Here is a 17,956-nt window from a genome sequence, read left to right on the forward strand (position 1 = left end):
CCGGCCTGAGTCGCTCAGGACGTGGACGCGATGACGGCTCGTCATGTCAACCGGCGCCCCCTCGCTTCCCAAGTGCGACCCGCGGGGGCGCCCGCTGTCCCCTCGGGCCCACGGCACATGTCTGCGGCCCAGAACAGGTGGGTGTCGATGAGCCCTTATTCACTCCCCGGCAACTGCGGCGATCCGTACTCGCGACGACCGTCACCGCCACCCCGCGCGGAACGGGAGTCGTGGCGCGAACGCCTTCTCCGGCGCGGCCGTTCGTGGCGCCGCGCGACAGCCATGGCGGCGGTCGCCGTGCTGTGCACGGCCGGTCTCGCCGCCTCGTCCTCTCCCTCCGCCTCCGCGTCGCCGGCGCCGGGCAGCGACAAGCCGTCCGGGTCGGGCCGTGAGTCGCTGTACGTCAGCGACTTCGCCGCGAACGACATCCAGAGGCTCTTCCTGCCCCAAGGTCCGCAGGTCACGGTCCCCACCACGGGCCTGTCCCGTCCGACCTACCTGGCGCTGGACCGCACCGGCGCGCTCTACATCTCCGACACCGTCAACAGCAGGATCGTGAAGGTCTCCGCCGACGGCGAGCAGACGACGGTCCCGACGGAGGGCCTCCTGCGTCCCCTCGGGCTGGCACTCAGCAAGGCCGGAGACCTCTACATCGCCGACAGCTTCAACGACCGCGTGGTGAAGGTGGCGGCGGGCGGCGGGCAGACGACCGTCCCCACGGAAGGCCTTCTGCACCCCGACGGCCTGGCGCTCGACGAGAAGCGGAACGAGCTCTACATCTCCGACTTCGTCAACGACCGTGTGGTGAAGGTGCCGACCGGCGGTGGCGGGCAGACGACCGTTCCCACCACCGGTCTCTCCCAGCCGACCGGCCTGGCGCTCGCTCCGCGCGGTAACCGGCTCTTCATCTCGGACTCGGGCAACAACCGTGTGGTGAGGGTGCCGACGGCCGGCTCCGGGCAGACGACTGTGCCCACCAACGGCCTCGCGAGCCCGCAGGGGCTGGCGCTCGACCGTGCACGCAACCTGTACGTCGCGGACTTCGGGAACGACCGGGTCGTGCGGGTGTCCGCGGGCGGTGGAGGACAGACCACCGTGCCCTTCGTGGGGCTGACGACGCCCGTCGGCCTCGTGACCCGGCAGGAGGCCGTCCGCACCCGGCTCGAGGCACGGCCCGCCACCGCCGAACGCCGGTTCCACCCTCCGCTGCTGACGGTGAGGGGCCTTTCCGCGAAGCTGACCGGGCCGCACGGCAAGCCTCTCGCCGGCCGGACGGTCAAGTTCAGCAACACATCGCAGAGCAGGTCGCTGTGCCGGGCGGTCACCGACCGAAAGGGCGTGGCCCGGTGCGACGCCACGGTGCGCGGCAGCAAGTCGCAGATCGACCGTCTCTACGGTGATCTGCTCCGCAACGGCTACCGCGCGTCCTTCCCCGGTACCGACGCCTACAAGGCCAGCACGGACACCGCCTCCGTCCGGGCGCACCACTGACAGGACGGGTCGGCTGCACACACCGGCAAGCAAGGGGGTCACGGCGCACGGCCTGATGCGGGCGGCGCCGTGACCCGTGCCCTGTCCGGTGGCCCGCGGCCCGTCGACCGGAGGCATCAACTCCCCGCCCGGGCGGCGGCCCGCCGGACGCCGCCGCCGGTCCCGAGAAGGAGCGCATGTGAACGCGTCCGCCGCCCCCCACGAACCGGAGCAGGCCCAGCAAGAGCAGGGACCGCCGCCCGCGCGCTACGACGATCTGCGTGCGTTGATCTTCAACTGCACGCTCAAGCGGTCCCCGGAACGAAGCAACACGCGGGGAATCATCGACCGCTGCGCCGCCATCATGACCGGGCAGGGCGTGCAGGTGGACGTCGTCAGAGCCGTCGACCGTGACATCGCGACGGGCGTGTGGCCGGACATGACGGAGCACGGCTGGGAGAGCGACGCCTGGCCACAGCTGTACCAGCAGGCCCTGGACTCCGACATCCTCGTGCTGGCCGGCCCCATCTGGCTCGGCGACAACAGCTCGGTGACCAAGCGCGTCATCGAGCGTCTCTATGCCTGCTCCAGCCTGCTCAACGACCGTGGCCAGTACTCGTACTACGGGCGCGTCGGCGGCTGCCTCATCACCGGGAACGAGGACGGCGTCAAACACTGCGCGATGAACGTGCTCTACAGCCTTCAGCACCTCGGCTACACCATCCCGCCGCAGGCCGACGCCGGGTGGATCGGCGAGGCGGGGCCGGGGCCCTCGTACCTCGACCCCGGCTCCGGCGGCCCGGAGAACAGCTTCACCAATCGCAACGTCACCTTCATGACGTGGAACCTGATGCACATGGCCCGGATGCTGAAGGACGCCGGCGGCATTCCCGCGTACGGGAACCAGCGGACGGGCTGGGAGGCGGGCTGCCGTCACGACCACGAGAACCCCGAGCACAGGTGATCCACGACTTGCGCATCCGGCATCCTTCACCCGCCTGCGATGAATTCCCCGCCCCCGCCCGGTCCGTACTGACACAGACACGCACCTTCGGGAGGCAACCATGACGGCCGACGGCTTCACCACATGCCTGTGGTTCGACGGGCAGGCCGAAGAGGCGGCGGAGTTCTACATGTCCGTCTTCAAGGACTCCAAGCCCGGAAGGGTCATGCGGCACACCGAGGCCGGTCCGGGCCCCGTGGGCTCGGTCATGGCCGTCGAGTTCGAGATCAACGGCCAGAAGTTCCTGGGGCTGAACGGCGGGCCGGAATTCAAGTTCAACGAGGCCGTCTCGTTCCAGATCCACTGCGAGAACCAGGACGAGATCGACTACTACTGGGACAGGCTGACCGAGGACGGCGGGCAGGAAGTCGCCTGCGGCTGGCTCAGGGACAAGTACGGGGTGGCCTGGCAGGTGGATCCGTCCGAGCTGGTCGACCTGATGACGGACTCCGATCCGGAGAGGGCCAGGCGCACCACGGAGGCGATGCTGTCGATGACGAAGTTCGACATCGAGGCGTTGCGCAAGGCGTACGCGGGCGGCTGAGCGCACGCCGCGGACATCACGCGGGCCCCGCACACCGGCAGCCGGTGTGCGGGGCCCGCCCACGTCCGGGGAGAGACCGGGCGGCGCGGCCGCACCGACCGCCCGTCCGGGAATGCCGACGTGAGCGGGGCCGGCCACCGGCTGCGGCCCCCGGCCCGCCGTCCCGGCTGCCCGCGGCGGCCATACGGACATTTCTCGTCCGCCATGTGCCGTCAGGCCCCGATCACGTGGAAAGCTCACCCCCAAAGCGCGGAGGAGGCGGTCGCCATGGAGTGGACGGGGACGCGGCGCACGGTGCTGCTCACGGCGGGGCTGTCGCTCCTTGGGGCCGCCTGTGATTCGGGGAACGGCGGGGGAGGTGGCGGAGGCGGCGACGAGCCGGAGCGTTCGCCGTTCACCGGCCGGGAGGGCGTCGGCGACAAGGTGCTCGCCGTGAAGATCGACAACGTGGAGGCCGCCCGGCCGCACACCGGCCTGCAGAAGGCCGACATCGTCTACATCGAGCAGGTCGAGGCGGGCCTCACCCGGATAATGGCCGTCTTCGCCTCCCGGCTGCCGTCGATCGTCGGGCCCGTGCGCAGCGCCCGCGAGTCCGACCTGGAGCTGCTGCGCCAGTACGACCACCCGGGGCTCGCCTACTCGGGCGTCCAGTCCAAGCTCCGCTCCAAGATCGAGTCCGCGCCGCTGGCCGCGCTGTTCCCCGGCCGTGTCCGCGAGGCGTACGTGCGGAAGGGCGGCCGGCCCGCGCCGCACAACCTCTTTCTGCGCCCAAGCCGTGCCCTCGACTCGGACGCCGCCTCCGACGTGGGGGCGCCCAAGGACATCGGCTTCCGGTTCGGCTCCGCGCCCAAGGGCGGCGAGAAGACCTCGGGGCGCACCGTCCGCTTCCCGTCCGCGCGCTACACCTTCGACTGGTCGGCGGACAAGAAACGCTGGCTCGTCTCGTTCGACGGCTCCCCGGCCCGCACGACCGATGACGGGCGGCTGGAGGCGTCCACCGTGGTGGTGCAGTACGTGAAGATCCGCGATTCCGAGCTCGGCGACAAGGGCGGCAACATCACGCCGTTCAACGAGACGGTGGGCGAGGGACGGGCGCTGGTGCTGCGGGACGGCAAGGAGCACGAGGCCCGCTGGAAGCGTCCGTCGGCGACGGACGGCACGACGTTCACCGACGCAGACGGGAAGCGGCTCGCCTTCGCGCGCGGTCAGGTGTGGGTGGTGCTGGCGCCGGCCGGCTGAGCACGGGGCTGCTGATGCTCCGACGTGTGCTGAGCGACCGGTGGTTGGACCGCGCGATCCTGCGGGTGTCCGGCATCGGGTCGGCGTAGCCGCCCGATTCGCGGGCGGGCCGGCGGGAACGAGGAAGAACGGAAGAGACGTAGGGACCATTTGGTGCACAAGGCGCCAGTCCGGGCTTGCGGGCGTCAGCGCCCGAATGGTTCCGAAGGCGTATTTGTGGTGCTACGACTGGGCGCCGAGGACGGCGTTCTGTCCGGGTTCCTCCTTGACCGTAATGTCTGAATTGGAATCCTGTGAAGCGCAGTTGATTTCAGCGATTTCCTGATTGCCCGTCACATTCACATGGCAGGGCCGGGTGGAGAATTCGGCCGCCGTCCCAACTCGCCTCCGTGCGGGGGGAGTTCGTAATTCCGTGCACGGCTCGGCACCCCCTGACGGGGCCTCTGACGTGGGCATCGTTACCAGAGGTATACCAGCGAGTATCCGTGCCTGTGAGCTGTTGAATGCGGAAGGAATTCTGCCGAGTGTGAATTTCCTGTGTTAGCGTCCGACGCCCCAGAGCAGCAGTCGCGAAGGGGACCTTTGTGGAACAGATGCATCACTTCACTTACGGATGGCTGACGCCCGTCCTGTCCTATGTGATGGCGTGCGTCGGTTCGGCGCTCGGCCTGCGCTGTACCGTCCGGGCACTCGCCGCTTCGACGCCCGGCTCACGCCGCAACTGGCTGCTGACCGCCGCCCTCGCCATCGGCTCGGGCATCTGGACCATGCACTTCGTGGCGATGCTCGGCTTCGGGGTCTCGGGCTCGGCGATCCGCTACGACGTACCCCTCACCGTGCTCAGCCTCCTCGTCGCCGTCCTCGTCGTGGGAGCCGGAGTCTTCACCGTCGGGCAGGGCAGCTCACGCGTCAGCTACCTGCTGATGGGCGGGCTCGGCACCGGCGTCGGTGTCGCTGCCATGCACTACATCGGTATGGCAGCGCTGCGTCTCCACGGCGGCGTCGACTACGACCCGGTGCTGGTGGGCCTTTCCGTGCTGATCGCGGTGGCCGCCGCGACCGCCGGCCTGTGGGCGGCGCTCACCGTGCACGGCGCCGCCGGCGCCACCGCCGCCTCCCTCGTCATGGGGCTGGCCGTCAGCAGCATGCACTACACCGGCATGGCCGCCGTGAGCATCCAGCTCTCGCCGGGCCGGGCGGTGCTCTCCGGCGCCACCGCCACGGAGTTCATCTTCCCGCTCACGGTGGTCCTCGGCTCCTTCCTCTTCCTCACCTCCGCGTTCGTCGCGCTGTCGCCCACCGCGCAGCAGCGCCGGGAATCCGAGTCGGCCGTACAACGCCTGCACGACGTGGAGGCGCACGGAGTCGAGATGGCGCCCTGACGCGCCCCGGCCCGCGAAGTCCCTTGACTGCCCTTCCTGCCAGCACCGAGATACCAACGCCCTGACCAGGCGCCCGCCCCTTCGTCACTCCCTATCGAGGAAGTCATGCGTCCAACCCGCGCGCCGGTCCTGGTCGAGGGCCGCCACGATGATGAGAGCCCGCCGCAGCTGCCACCGCCTGCGCAGAGCGGACCGAAGCACGCATTCCGCGAGCCGCAGGCATCGCGTCCCGGCCGCCCGTGGTCTCCGGTTCCGGGACGGCTGCGTCCCAAGTCCGTACGAGCGAAGATCGTTTCGCTGCTGATGGTCCCCGTCGTCTCGCTGATGGCGCTGTGGGGCTTCGCGACGGTCACGACGGCGCAGAGCGTCTCCGACATCTCCCGGTTCAAGGAGGTCAGCGCCAGCCTCCTCGCCCCCACGAGCGACTACATCACCGCGGTCCAGGCCGAGCGGAGCGCCGCGGCCCGCTTTCTGGCGAAGCCTGACTCCGCGCGGCTCGGCGTCCTCAACACACGGGCCAAGTCCACCGATTCCGCCGCCGCAAGTCTCCGGCGCGGCATCAACGCAAGCAGTACCGACACCGCCGCGCTCCAGTCCGAACTCCCCGCGAGGGCGGACCGGCTGACCGATGCGTCGAAGAAGCTGCCGGCCCTGCGCAAGCGCGTGACCTCGGAGAAGACCGGCTGGGAGGACGCCTACACCGCGTACTCGGAGACCATCGAGCGAGGGTTCGCCGTGGGCGGCGCGCTGACCGGCGTGAATCCCTCAGGGCCGGGACAGGACGAGGAGGAGGCGGTCGCCTCCGAGGCACGCGTCGTCCAGGAACTCTCCCGCGCCCGGGAGATGATCGCCCGCGAGGACGCCGTCGTCGGCGCCGCACTCGCCGGGAAGCAGATGACCAAGGAGGGCTACCGCCTCTTCACGGGTTCCGTCGCCGCCCACAGGACTCTGTTCAAGTCCGCCGTCGAGGATCTGCGGCCCGCCGACCGTCCCGCCTTCCGCGCCGCCGCCGGCAGCGACCAGTACAAGCAACTGACCGCCATGGAACGGGAGTTGGAGGAGGCGGGAGCGGGCAGCGTGGCATCCGGAGTCTCCGCCGTGTCATGGGACGAGGCCGCCGGATCCGTCCTGCGGGATCTGCGGGGGGCGGAGCGCAAGGCGAGCACGACCGCGGCCGGCAAGGCCGATCCGTTCTCCTTCGACGTCATCGGCAGCTCGGGTGTGGCGGTCGTCCTCGGCCTGGCGGGTGTGCTGCTCTCGCTGCTGATCTCGATGCAGATCGGCCGCGGGCTCGTCGTCGAGCTCGTCGGAATGCGCAACTCCGCTCTGGAGATGGCGGGACACAAACTCCCCCAGTCGCTGCGGCGGCTGCACTCCGGCGAGGACGTGGACATCGATGCCGAGGCCCCCGTCCAGCGCCGCGGCGAGGACGAGATCGGGCAGGTCGGCGCCGCGCTGAACGCGGTGCACCGGGCCGCGATCAAAGCCGCGGCGGAGCGTGCCGAGGTGCTCAGCGGGATCTCCGGTGTCTACGTGAAGCTGGCGCGCCGCAGCCAGGTGCTGCTGCACCGGCAGCTCAGCCTGCTCGACAGCATGGAGCGCCGGGTCGACGATCCGGCCGAGCTGGAGGACCTCTTCCGGCTCGACCACCTCACGACCCGCATGCGCCGCCACGCCGAGAGTCTGATCATCCTCTCCGGTGCCGCGCCCGTGCGCGGCTGGCGCAGGCCCGTGCCGATGCTCGACATCGTGCGGGCGGCAGTGGCCGAGGTCGAGGACTTCACCCGCGTCGAGGTACGGGTGCCGGAGTCGGTCCGCGTGTCCGGTTCGGCCGTCGCCGACCTCACGCACCTCGTCGCCGAACTCGTCGAGAACGCCGTGGTCTTCTCGCCTCCCCACACCAAGGTGCGGGTGCGCGGCGAACGCGTGGGCACCGGCCTCGCGTTGGAGATCGAGGACCGGGGCCTGGGCATGAGCCGCGAGTCCCTCGAGGACGCCAACAGCAAGATCGCGGACGCCTCCCAGGTCGACCTGCTCGACACGGACCGCCTCGGCCTGTTCGTGGTCAACCGGCTCGCTCACCGCCGCAACATCCAGGTCTCCTTGCAGCGTTCGGCGTACGGCGGCGTCACGGCCGTCGTGCTCATCCCCGAGGAGCTGCTGGAGAGGGAGGGCTCGGCGGGGCAGCCCGGTGCGGCCGACGGAAGCATGCCCGAACACCAGCCGCCGACGGGGGAGTTCCCCGTACTGCAGGCCCGGCGGACCGCGGCGCACAGGGCCCGCGACCGGGTCGGGGCGGGGCACTCCCACAACGCGGACGCGGGCGTCGCCCCGGTGCGCACCGTCCTGGGATCCGGCAGGGCGTCATCGGCGCCTCCGGGTCCGCTGCCCGTCGCCGAGCCGGACCGGCCCGTCCGGCCGGACCAGCGCCCCGAGCCCGAGCGGCCCACGGAGCCGAAGTGGCCCATGGCGACGGACCACCCCACGGCGCCCGACCACTCCACCGCGACGGACGGCCCAACGGCGCCCGACCACCCCACGGCGCGGGCTCACCCTGCCGCGCCGCAGGCACCGTCCGAAGCCGGTCCGCGGACACCGTCCCAACCCGGGGAGCCCGCGCCGCTGCCGCGCCGGGTGCGGCAGGCGAGCCTCGCCCCGCAGCTGCGCGACGCACCGCCCGGCCCCCCGGCCGCCTCGCCGCACGACCCGGCGGCCGCGGCACCGCCGGCTCCCGCCGCTCAGCGGACGCCGGACCGGGCCCGCGCCACCATGTCGGCCCTGCGCAGCGGATGGCTCAGCGGAGGCCGCGCCGGTGAACACGCGCGGCCCGCAGGCGCCGACGGACCCGCGGGCGGCGACGCGGACGGCCACTGGGGCAGACCCGGGGCCGGACACACGGACGGACACGCGGACGGACACGCGGACGGGAACGCGGCCGGTGAGGAGCGGCCGCCGTCCGTGCCGCGCCACCCCGGCGAGAGCGCCGGAAGGTCCGAGACGGGGGAGACAGCCGAGACACCGTCACAAGGAGACGACGCCTGATGTCCGGGACGATGGAAACAACCGGCGAACTCAACTGGCTGCTCGATGAGTTGGTCTCCCAGGTGCCGCAGGTCAGACATGCGGTGGTCCTCTCTGGCGACGGCCTGGCCATCGGGGCGTCCGCCGAACTCTCACGGGACGAGGGCGAGCGGTTCGCCGCCATCGCCTCGGGCTTCCACAGCCTGGCCAAGGGGGTCGGCCGTCACTTCCAGGCAGGTCACGTGGTGCAGACGATGGTCGAACTGGAAGGCGGGTTCCTCTTCGTCGCCGCGGCGGGCGAGGGGTCGTGCCTCTCCCTGTTCACGGACGCCGACGCCGATGTGGGCCTGGTCGCCTACGAGATGGCCCGCCTGGTGAGGCGTGTGGCCGAGCACCTCGGGGTGCCGACACGCTCCGACGGATCGCTGCCCGCCACAGCCGCGCAGGAGTGACCGGACCGCCATGACCGACTCCCACAGGAACTGGTTCGACGACGGTTCGCACGATGTCGCGCCGCTCGGACCGCAACCGGAGGCACCGCCGGAGCACCCGGAGTGGTTCGACGACGAAGCGGGGCCGCTCGTCCGCCTGTTCGCGATGACGGCGGGCCGAGCGCGTCCCACCAGTGAGTCGTTCGACCTGATCGCGATCATCCACGCCGCGGAGCCCCCCGAGGACGCGCCGCCCTTCCCGTCGCCCGAGCACGCCGCGATCGTCTCGCTGTGCCGAGTCGCCTCGCGGTCCGTCGCCGACGTCGCGGCCGACTCGGACCTTCCGGTCGGCGTCGTGCGCGTGCTCCTCGGCGACCTGCTGGACGCCGGCCACATCAGCGTCGGAAGGCCGTTGGCACCGGCCCAGTTGCCCGATGAGCGCATTCTCAGGGAAGTGATCAATGGACTCCGTGCACTCTGAAGAGCGAAGGCCCGACCGGGTCGGCGGCTCGTTCGTGTCGTTGAAGATCCTCGTGGCCGGCGGCTTCGGCGTGGGCAAGACGACCTTCGTCGGCGCGGTCAGCGAGATCCGCCCGCTGCGCACCGAGGAACGCCTCACCGAGGCCGGTCGGCCCATCGACGACCTCGGCGGCGTCGAGGCCAAGACGACCACGACGGTCGCCATGGACTTCGGGCGCATCACCTTCGAGGACACCCTGTCGCTGTACCTATTCGGCACCCCCGGCCAGGACCGGTTCTGGTTCCTGTGGGACGAGTTGGCCAACGGGGCGCTCGGAGCGGCGGTCCTCGCGGACACCCGTCGTCTCCAGGACTGCTTCCCGGCCGTCGACTACTTCGAGCGCCGGGGTCTGCCCTTCGTGGTCGCCGTCAACTGCTTCACGGGAGCGCACACTTACGCGTCCCAGGACGTACGTGACGCTCTCGACCTGGACCCGGAGACACCCGTCGTGCTGTGCGACGCCCGGGAGCGGGAATCGGCCAAGGAGGTGCTGATCGCCCTCGTGGAGCACGCCCGCCGCACCTACATGCGCGGCCTCAGCAACGGCGCTCACTGATCCGGCCGGTCCGCGGCGCCGATGCCGAGGAAGGAGCACGTGGCTTCGTACGCCGACTCGCCGCCCATCGAGAGCGGCAGCAGATGCCAGCCCTCTTCGACCATGTGCAGGCGCGCGCCCGGGATAGTGGAGGCGGAGTGGTGCGCGTGCGCGGGATCGACGTCCCCATCGTGGCTGCCGTGCAGCACCAGAGTGGGGCAGCGGACGCCGGCGGTGAGTGAGTCGTCGAGCGCGGCCCACCGGCGCAGGTCGTTCCGCGAACCCGCGGCACGGTCCTCGTACGGAGTGATGAGGTCCGTGACGGCCCGCAGAATCGCACGGCGCCTGCTGTCGGCGAGTATCCAGTCGACGACCTGTCGCCTGCTCCGGCGGTCGAGTGTCGACTCCTGGCGGACGAAGCCGGCCGTGTAGGTCCGTGGCAGGCGATGCGCGAACCGGGTGGTCAGCCAGGTGCCGCGAGGCGTGAGGAACAGCGCCCTGGCGAGCGGCGAGATCTTCGGTGCGTAGCGCCTGCTCACCGCCGACTCCAGCACGAGGCCCCGCGCCATCATGGGATGCCGGCGTGCGAACTCGATGGCCATGGGTCCGCCTCCGCTGATCCCGTATGCGACCGCACCTGGGACGGCGAGTTCGTCGAGCAGCGCGGCTGCGGCGTCGGCCTGTGCGGCGAAGCTGCTACCCGTGGTCAGGGGCGTGCGCAGATATCCCGGCCGGGACCATCCGATGACCCGGCACCCCGACGCGGCGATGCGGGAGAGGAGCTGTGTCTGGTCGTGGCCGGCGTGGCCGCCGGGGAAGAACAGGACCGGCAGGCCCGTGGCCGGGCCGAGTTCGGCGTATTCGACGGTTCCGGCGCGCGTGGTGAGCAGGGTGCCGGCGGCATCGAGTTCGGCACGTCGGCGGGATGCGAATCGCTCGTAGCCACGGGGCATGTGAAGCCCTCCGTCCTGGACTGGGCATTCGCCTTGGGCGAATGACCAAAAAACTAGCACGGCTCGGTCGCGCTCCGACAGAGCCGAGCAGCCTGAGGAGCGTCGGGCAGCCGCAGAAGCGGCGCTTCTCAGGCGGGCTGGTCGTTCTCCCGTGTGCCCGCGCGCAGTTGGCGCCGGAGGATCTTGCCCGTGGACGTCTTCGGCAGGTCGTCGAGGAAGACGACCGACCTGGGGTACTTGTACGCCGCCATCCGCTCCTTGCAGTAGGCGATCAGGGCGTCCTCCGTGACGGGTTCCCCTCCCCCGGCCCCCTCCGCGCCTTGCCCGTCGGGGGAGTTGAGGGAGACGAAGGCCTTCACCGTCTCGCCGCGGTATTCGTCCGGGACGCCGACGACTGCCGCTTCGCGCACGGCGGGGTGCCCGTAGAGGACGTCCTCCACCTCGCGTGGCCACACCTTGTAGCCCGCCGCGTTGATCATGTCCTTCTTGCGGTCGACGAGGTAGAACCAGCCCTGCTCGTCCATGAACCCGACGTCGCCGGTGCGCAGTTCGCCGCCCGGCAGCGACTCGGCGGTCGCCTCGGGCTTGCCCCAGTAGCCCGGGACGACCTGCGGGCCGGACGTGGCGATCTCCCCCGCGTCCCCGACCGGGACCTCGCGGCCGTCGTCGTCCACGATGCGCACGAAGGTGTCGAAGACCGGCACTCCCACCGACAGCGCCCCGGACGCGGGGTCGACGGGCGCGTCCGCGTACAACGGGACCATGTGGGACGGCGAGTTGGTCTCCGTCAGTCCGTAGCAGTTGTGGACGAACATCCCGGTGGCCTCCCGCAGCCGGGCCGTGACCGCGGGAGCGACGGGCGCTCCTCCCGAGTACACGACGCGCAGCGACGAGAAGTCCTCCCGCCGGGCACCGGGCGTCGTGGAGAGGCTGATGAACACGGTGATGGCGCCGACGGTGAAGGTCGGCCTGTGCTCGCGCAGCGCGTCGAGCATCACCTCCGGGTGGAAGCGGTGGGCCAGCACCAGCGGGCACGGCAGCAGCAGCGCGAGCGTGAGATGACCGATCAGGCCGGTGATGTGGAAGAGCGGGGCGACGCCGAGCACGCTGTCCGCCGAGGTCAGGCCCATCCAGTCCCGGTAGGTGCAGGTGTTGAAGACCATCCCTGCGTGTGTGTTCATCGCGCCCTTCGGCACACCCGTCGTACCGGAGGTGTAGGTGAGCACGGCGACGTCGTCCGGCTCGGGCGGGTGCGGCTCGGGCGTGCGTCCCGCGTTCTCCTCGACGAGGGTGAGCAGATCGAGCGTGCCCGCGTCACGGGCCGCGTCCGCTGCCGCGCGCCCGTCCGGGGACGCGAACAGCCGGGGGTCGTCGCGGGTCTGCCAGTCCCGCGCCGAGCACGTGACGACGGTGCCGACGCGCGTGTCCCCCGAGGCGACCACCCCGGCGGTCACGCTCTCGTGGAGCTCGTCCAGGCAGAGCAGCGCCGTCGCACCGGAGTCCGCGAGCAGATACGTCACTTCGCGTGCCTTGTTCATCGGGTTGACGGCAACGGCGCTGCCACCCGCTTTCCACGCCGCGAGCAGGCCGACGACGAAGGCGGGGTTGTTCTGCACGTACACCGCGAGCCGGTCGCCGCGCGCGAAGCCGCGGTCCGCGAGTGCCAGGGCGAGCGCGTCGGATGCCTCGTCCAGGTCGGCCAGCGTGAGTACGCCGTCGAAGTAGCGGATCGCCTCGGTGCCGGGGCCGCGTTCGAGGGACGCGCGGAACATCTCCAGCAGCGTGCCGTGTTCGGGGACGATGCCGGACGGAGTGCCCTCCGTGTACAGACCGAGCCACCGGCGCTCCGCGTAGGCGCTCATCCTTCCGCCGTCCGTACGGGGTGCGCGGCGCCGGCGAGTGCGTCGGGAGCGAGGCGGCGGAGGGCACGGGCGTGACGGTGTCCCGGGCACGCATGCCCGGCCGCGTCCGGAATCGCGGGGTGCCGGCGGGTCGTCGGGGTCACGTCCACAACCTCCTCGCACACGGAGCCGTCGGTCCGGACGGCGTACCGCCCGGGCCGGAATGCCCGCCACTGTGGACGAAGGGTTCGCGGCAGGTCAACGGGCCGCCCGGGGCCCAGGCCGCAATCCCCCTACTCGGACCCGGACTTGGAGCTGGACTCGGGCTCCGACCCGTACGCGGTCAGGAAGCGGTCGCGGAACTTGTCCATCCGCCAGACCGGTGCCTTGTGGTCCGGCTTCAGACCCTCGTTCCAGCCCCAGCCGGAGATCTTGTCCATCACCTTCTTGTCCTTGGCGACGATGGAGATCGGCACGTCCTTGTTCTTGCTGCCGCTCGTCACGGTCGGCACGGGCTGGTGGTCGCCGAGGAAGACGAGCACGGTGTCCTTGTCGGCGTACTTCTCCATGTACTCGGTGAGGCTCTGGACCGAGTACTCGATGGCCTTCCTGTACTGGGCGCGCACCCGGTGCGGGTCCTTCCACACCTCCGTGGGCCGTGCGCCGGCGTCGTGGATGGGCTTGTAGACCGAGCCGTCGCCGAGCTCGTCCCAGGGCAGCATCGTCGGCAGCGGCGACCACGGGTTGTGGCTGGAGGCGAGGATGATCGTCGCCATCAGCGGCTTGTGGTCGGCCTTGCTGTGCTCCAGCCGCTCGAACGCCTTCAGGCTGAACTGGTCGGGCACGGGCGACCAGCTGAAGTACGGGCCCTTGTAGCCCAGTTGGCGGGAGTCGTAGACGTGGTCCATGCCGTAGAACTTCGCCTCGGGCCACGAGCGGCGCACGCCCGGCATGATGCCGACCATGCGGTAGTCGCCCGTCCTGCGGAACGCCCTGGTGATGGTGAGGCGGTCGTTCGAGGTGACGCTGCGGTAGCGCTGCTGGTTCGCGATCCACAGGCCCGACATCAGAGTGGAGTGGCCCATCCAGCTTCCCGCTCCGGAGATCGGTGAGGTGAGCCAGCCGCTCTTGGAGGAGAAGCCGGCGTCGTCCAGCGCCTTGGTCCTGTCCGCGAGTACGGAGTTGACTCCCGGAGCCATCTCGGGGTCCTCGATCGCGCTGCGGCCGTAGCTCTCGATGAAGGTGAAGATGACGTTCTTGCCGCGCAGGGCGGGCACGAGCTTGTCGCCCGGGGTGCCGTCGAAGCGGTCGACGCGGGACTCCTTGGCGAACGCCTTTTCGTCCTCCATGCCGGCCTTGACCGCCTTCACGCGGTGCTGGACCAGCAGGGCCGTGTTCCTGGAGGCGACGTTGACGTGGTCGCCCGTCTGCAGGCCGAAGACGGCGCAGACGATCCAGACGGTCCCGAGCGCGAGAGCCGCGCGGCCCGTCGCCACGCTGTGCCGGGACATTATGCGGCTCAGCCGCCGCACAGCCAGCGCCATGAAGACGACGACGGACAGTGCCAGGATCACGATGCCGACGAGGGCGACGACGGCTCCGGTCCGGCCGAGGGTGTCCTTGAGGAACGAGTTCGCGTCGTCGAAGAGGATCCAGTCGAGGACGAGGTCGAAGGGGCGGGCGAGTACCTCGTAGAAGCCCATGTCGATGAACTTCAGGATGGTCACCAGGCCCAGCAGGGCCCCCGCGAGGACGGCTGCCCACCGTCTGACCCGTGGCGGCAGGACCAGCAGCACGACCGCGCCGAATATCCCCTCCACGGGTATTCGCGCGAAGGCGCTGGGCGTGAGCCGCATGAGCGCGTTCGGCAGGAGGAGCGCGGCGAGCACGAGGGCGGCCGCCAGGACGGTGGTCGTGACGGAGACGGCGCGGGCCGCGGCGGGGTGCCGTCCGCGCCAGCCGCCGCCGCTGCCGGCACCGGCGCTGCCGTCGCCGCCGTCACCGGCGGAGGCGTCCGGGGCGTCCGCGCCGGGCGAGGCGTCATCGGCGCCGGGCGCATCCGCGGCGTCCGTGGATTCGGGCGCATCCGCGCAGCCCGTGGATTCGGCGGCGTCCGCGTCCGTGCTGTTGGTCCCGGTCCCGGTCCCGTCCGTGGTCGTCCCGCTCGTGGTCCCGTCCGTGGTCGCGGCCGCGGCGGAGCCGGTTCCGGCCTCAGGGTTCACGCCCTTCTCCGTATCTTCCTTGTCCTTGTTCCGCTGCTGCCGAAGCGAACGCGTGAAGAGCGACAACCCGAGGGTCCTTCCGTGCCTGGCGCGGTGGTGTCACGGCGGACCAGTGATCACGGACCGGCCGCGCCGGAAGCGTACGACGTGGACGGTGCCCTGGCAGCAGGGTTTTGCCAGCACGATAGACAAGTGACACCGGTCGTGCGGAGGTGTGTTCGCACGGTCACGGAAGCGGGGGGAAGATCGGGAAGAACGGGAAGAACGCTGTCAGGGAAGCGGAGGGAGAGACGGTGGGAGCAGGCCCGCCGTGCCGAGGATCGCCTTGACGGCCTCCACGTCGTCGCCGTCGAGCGCCTCGAAGGGCTCGGGGAGCTGGTTGTGCGCGATGACGCCCTGCAGCATCAGCGCGGTCTTGAACGCACCGACGCCCGCGCCCCAACCCGTGACGGACGAGGCGGTGCGGGTGATCTCCATGAGGGCCGCCAGCCGGTCCTGTTCGGTGCGCACCGCCGCCCAGTCGCCCCGGCGGAAGGCCGCGTGCATGCGTACGTACCCGTCCGGATCGACGTTCGCCAGGCCGGGCACGACGCCCTCCGCGCCCGCGAGGTACGCCCCGTCGACGACTACCTCGTGCCCCGTGAAGAGGGTGAGCGGGCCGCCCTCGGCGCGGTTGCGCAGCGCGAGCCGCCGGAAGGAGATGTCGTCGCCGGATGAGTCCTTCACCCCGGCGAGCACCCCTCCCAGCCCGAGCTCGACGAGCATGTCCGGGTCGAGCTTCGTGTGCACGCAGAGCGGGATGTCGTACGCGTAGACCGGGACGTCCGCCCGCTCGCCGAGGATCTCGAAGTGGCGCCTGATCTGCGGGGTGTGGGTGACGGCGTAGAACGGCGCGGTCGCGACCACCGCGTCCGCACCCGCCTCCTGAGCGGCGTCGAGCTGCCGCAGGACCCGGCCCGTCTGGGTGTCGATCACGCCCGCGAGGACCGGCACCCGGCCCGCCGCGGCACGCACGGCCTCCCTGATGACCCGGGCCCGCAACTCGTCGGTGCAGAACGCCGCTTCACCCGTCGAGCCGAGCACGAACAGCCCGTCGACCCCGGCCGCGAGGAGCCGGCCGATCAGCCGCTCGAACGAGGGGACGTCCAGCGTTCGGTCCGTGGTGAGCGGGGTGACCAGGGGTGGCACGACGCCGCCCGTGAGCGGCGGACGTGGGGTCGCGGGGCCTGTGCCGGTCGAGCCGGGGTTCGCGGAGGTCGTCATGTGGTCATGCCTTCCCGGCCGGCGTCGGCAGCTGCCACCGGCGCCGGAGCGCGTGGAATGACATCGAGGGCGTCCGTCTCCCACACGTGCGCGGGCGCGAGCGCTCGCTGCGCGCGGAGCGGTGCGTTCACCGCAACGAGGACGATCACGACGGCCGTCAGTGCGAAGGAGAGCACCGCCAGCGCCGTGCCGAGCGGCATCGTCTGCGCCAGTCCCGCACCGAGCACGGGAGCCACCGCACCGCCCAGAGCACCCACGTTGTACGCGAAGCCGAGGCCCGCCGCCCGCTGCTCCACCGCGAAGTAGCCGCCGATCCACTTGGGCAGCAGACCCGAGATGCCCTGACCGAAGACCTGCTGGAGGAAGAGGAGCGCCCCGAGCAGGAACAGCGACCCGCCCCCGGCGAGGAAGACCGGGAAGACGAGGACCTGCGAGACGACGAGGCTCGTCCAGTAAGCCCTGCGCGTGCCGAAGCGGTCGCCCAGGAAGCCGCCGAGCACGCAGCCGGCGGCCGCGCCGAAGCCGGAGAAGAACAGCAGGTCGGCGACGTGCCCGGCGTCGAGACCCAGGTCCGACTTGAGATACGTCGGCAGCAGGGCCTGGATGGGCCACGAGTACAGGAACGCCGTGAAGACGACGATCATCAGCGTGACTCCCGTCGGCCACCTGCGGCCCGAGAACTGCGCCATGAAGCAGACGAAGACCGCGGTGACCACGACGGCGAGGCCCGTCACGGGCAGCGCGCCCTGGACGATTCCGGCGAATACGAGCAGCAGAGCGCCGAAGGCGACGAGCGTCAGCACCGTGTTGGCGGCGTTGACGCGGGCGCGCGCACCCCGGTAGAGCGTGCGGAACATGTCGGGCGTTCCCCGCGCTCCCGCCTTGTGCGCGTCACGCGCCCGCTCCCAGTCGCCGGACTCGGGCAGGGCGCGGCGCAACCACAGCGCGACCACGATCGGCACGAGCCCGACGGCGAACAGGGCCCGCCAGCCCCACTCGGGCACGATGAAGCGGTAGGCCTGGGCGCACAGCGCGGCCCCGATGGAGAACCCGCTGATCAGAAAGCCGGAGGCCTTGTTGCGCAGGTGCTCCGGCCACGACTCGATGACGTACGTCGAGCTCGATCCGTACTCGCCTGCCATGCCCAGCCCGATCAGCAGCCGGGCCGCGAAGAGCACCCAGTAGGCGGGGGCCAGCGCGCACAGCGCCGACCCGGCGGAGAACAGGACGATGCTGACGACCATGGCGTTCCTGCGTCCGAAGCGGTCGGCGAACGCGCCGAGCGCGAGGCCGCCGAACCACCGGGAGATGAACGCTGCGGAGACCAGCGCCGCGGCCGTCACGGGTGAGAGGCCGAACTCGTCGGTCACCTCGGTCAGTACGAGGGTGATGATCACGAAGTCGAAGCCGTCGAGCAGATAGCCGAGCCAGGCGGCGGTGAAGGACCGCCACTGGGTGCGGGACACCTCCCGGTACCAGGCCGTCCGCCGTTCCGGGCTCTCGCTCTTGTCGGTCATGGCCCGCCCTCGCCC

General features: G+C 70.9%; 14 protein-coding genes. 9 read left to right on the forward strand and 5 right to left on the reverse strand.

Annotated features, from left to right (window positions below; translation table 11 throughout):
* Positions 1-147: 147 nt before the first annotated feature.
* The 9 genes from G4Z16_RS16915 to G4Z16_RS16955 all read left to right on the forward strand — a co-directional run bounded on the left by G4Z16_RS16915 (position 148) and on the right by G4Z16_RS16955 (position 10,166).
* A complete protein-coding gene (locus tag G4Z16_RS16915) occupies positions 148-1,491 on the forward strand; it encodes an NHL repeat-containing protein (protein WP_246530900.1) in 1,344 nt (447 codons plus the stop codon).
* 178 nt (positions 1,492-1,669) lie between these two features.
* Positions 1,670-2,434 carry a flavodoxin family protein gene (locus tag G4Z16_RS16920; protein ID WP_197351603.1) on the forward strand — a complete coding sequence of 255 codons (765 nt, stop codon included), beginning with the start codon at positions 1,670-1,672 and terminating at the stop codon, positions 2,432-2,434.
* Positions 2,435-2,534: 100 nt separating this feature from the next.
* Positions 2,535-3,017, forward strand: coding sequence for a VOC family protein (locus G4Z16_RS16925; protein ID WP_197351604.1), 483 nt, complete (start codon positions 2,535-2,537; stop codon positions 3,015-3,017).
* A 267-nt stretch (positions 3,018-3,284) separates the two neighbouring features.
* Positions 3,285-4,256 carry a DUF3048 domain-containing protein gene (locus G4Z16_RS16930; RefSeq protein WP_197351605.1) on the forward strand — a complete coding sequence of 324 codons (972 nt, stop codon included), beginning with the start codon at positions 3,285-3,287 and terminating at the stop codon, positions 4,254-4,256.
* 584 nt (positions 4,257-4,840) lie between these two features.
* Positions 4,841-5,638 (forward strand): MHYT domain-containing protein, encoded by a 798-nt coding sequence (locus tag G4Z16_RS16935; protein WP_425508085.1) that lies wholly within the window; start codon positions 4,841-4,843, stop codon positions 5,636-5,638.
* A 105-nt stretch (positions 5,639-5,743) separates the two neighbouring features.
* A complete protein-coding gene (locus tag G4Z16_RS16940) occupies positions 5,744-8,680 on the forward strand; it encodes a sensor histidine kinase (RefSeq protein WP_197351606.1) in 2,937 nt (978 codons plus the stop codon).
* Positions 8,680-9,111 (forward strand): roadblock/LC7 domain-containing protein, encoded by a 432-nt coding sequence (locus G4Z16_RS16945; RefSeq protein WP_197351607.1) that lies wholly within the window; start codon positions 8,680-8,682, stop codon positions 9,109-9,111. Before G4Z16_RS16940 ends, G4Z16_RS16945 begins: the two co-directional genes overlap by 1 nt.
* A gap of 10 nt (positions 9,112-9,121) precedes the next feature.
* Positions 9,122-9,571, forward strand: a complete 450-nt coding sequence (locus tag G4Z16_RS16950; RefSeq protein WP_197351608.1) for a DUF742 domain-containing protein — start codon at positions 9,122-9,124, stop codon at positions 9,569-9,571.
* On the forward strand, positions 9,552-10,166 hold the full coding sequence (locus tag G4Z16_RS16955; RefSeq protein WP_197351609.1) for a GTP-binding protein: 615 nt from the start codon (positions 9,552-9,554) through the stop codon (positions 10,164-10,166). Before G4Z16_RS16950 ends, G4Z16_RS16955 begins: the two co-directional genes overlap by 20 nt.
* Here the strand turns inward: G4Z16_RS16955 and G4Z16_RS16960 are convergent.
* From G4Z16_RS16960 to G4Z16_RS16980, 5 genes are all read right to left on the reverse strand, one after another.
* Entirely contained in the window at positions 10,160-11,098 is a 939-nt protein-coding gene (locus G4Z16_RS16960) for an alpha/beta fold hydrolase (RefSeq protein ID WP_197351610.1), read from the reverse strand. The two genes, G4Z16_RS16955 and G4Z16_RS16960, sit on opposite strands and share 7 nt — an antisense overlap.
* Before the next feature lie 128 nt (positions 11,099-11,226).
* Positions 11,227-12,960: a class I adenylate-forming enzyme family protein gene (locus G4Z16_RS16965; protein WP_197351611.1), complete on the reverse strand. Its 1,734-nt coding sequence runs from the start codon at positions 12,958-12,960 to the stop codon at positions 11,227-11,229.
* 272 nt (positions 12,961-13,232) lie between these two features.
* Positions 13,233-15,227 carry an LTA synthase family protein gene (locus tag G4Z16_RS16970; protein ID WP_197351612.1) on the reverse strand — a complete coding sequence of 665 codons (1,995 nt, stop codon included), beginning with the start codon at positions 15,225-15,227 and terminating at the stop codon, positions 13,233-13,235.
* A 204-nt stretch (positions 15,228-15,431) separates the two neighbouring features.
* Complete coding sequence (locus G4Z16_RS16975) at positions 15,432-16,424, reverse strand: dihydrodipicolinate synthase family protein (protein WP_197351613.1); 993 nt, start codon at positions 16,422-16,424, stop codon at positions 15,432-15,434.
* The gene (locus G4Z16_RS16980) at positions 16,421-17,941 is read right to left on the reverse strand and encodes an MFS transporter (protein WP_197351614.1); all 1,521 of its coding nucleotides are present in this window, start codon (positions 17,939-17,941) and stop codon (positions 16,421-16,423) included. The genes G4Z16_RS16975 and G4Z16_RS16980 overlap by 4 nt, the downstream gene beginning before the upstream one ends.
* Between the last annotated feature and the right edge of the window lie 15 nt (positions 17,942-17,956).

This window comes from Streptomyces bathyalis, assembly GCF_015910445.1.
In the GTDB taxonomy this organism is placed as follows: domain Bacteria; phylum Actinomycetota; class Actinomycetes; order Streptomycetales; family Streptomycetaceae; genus Streptomyces; species Streptomyces bathyalis.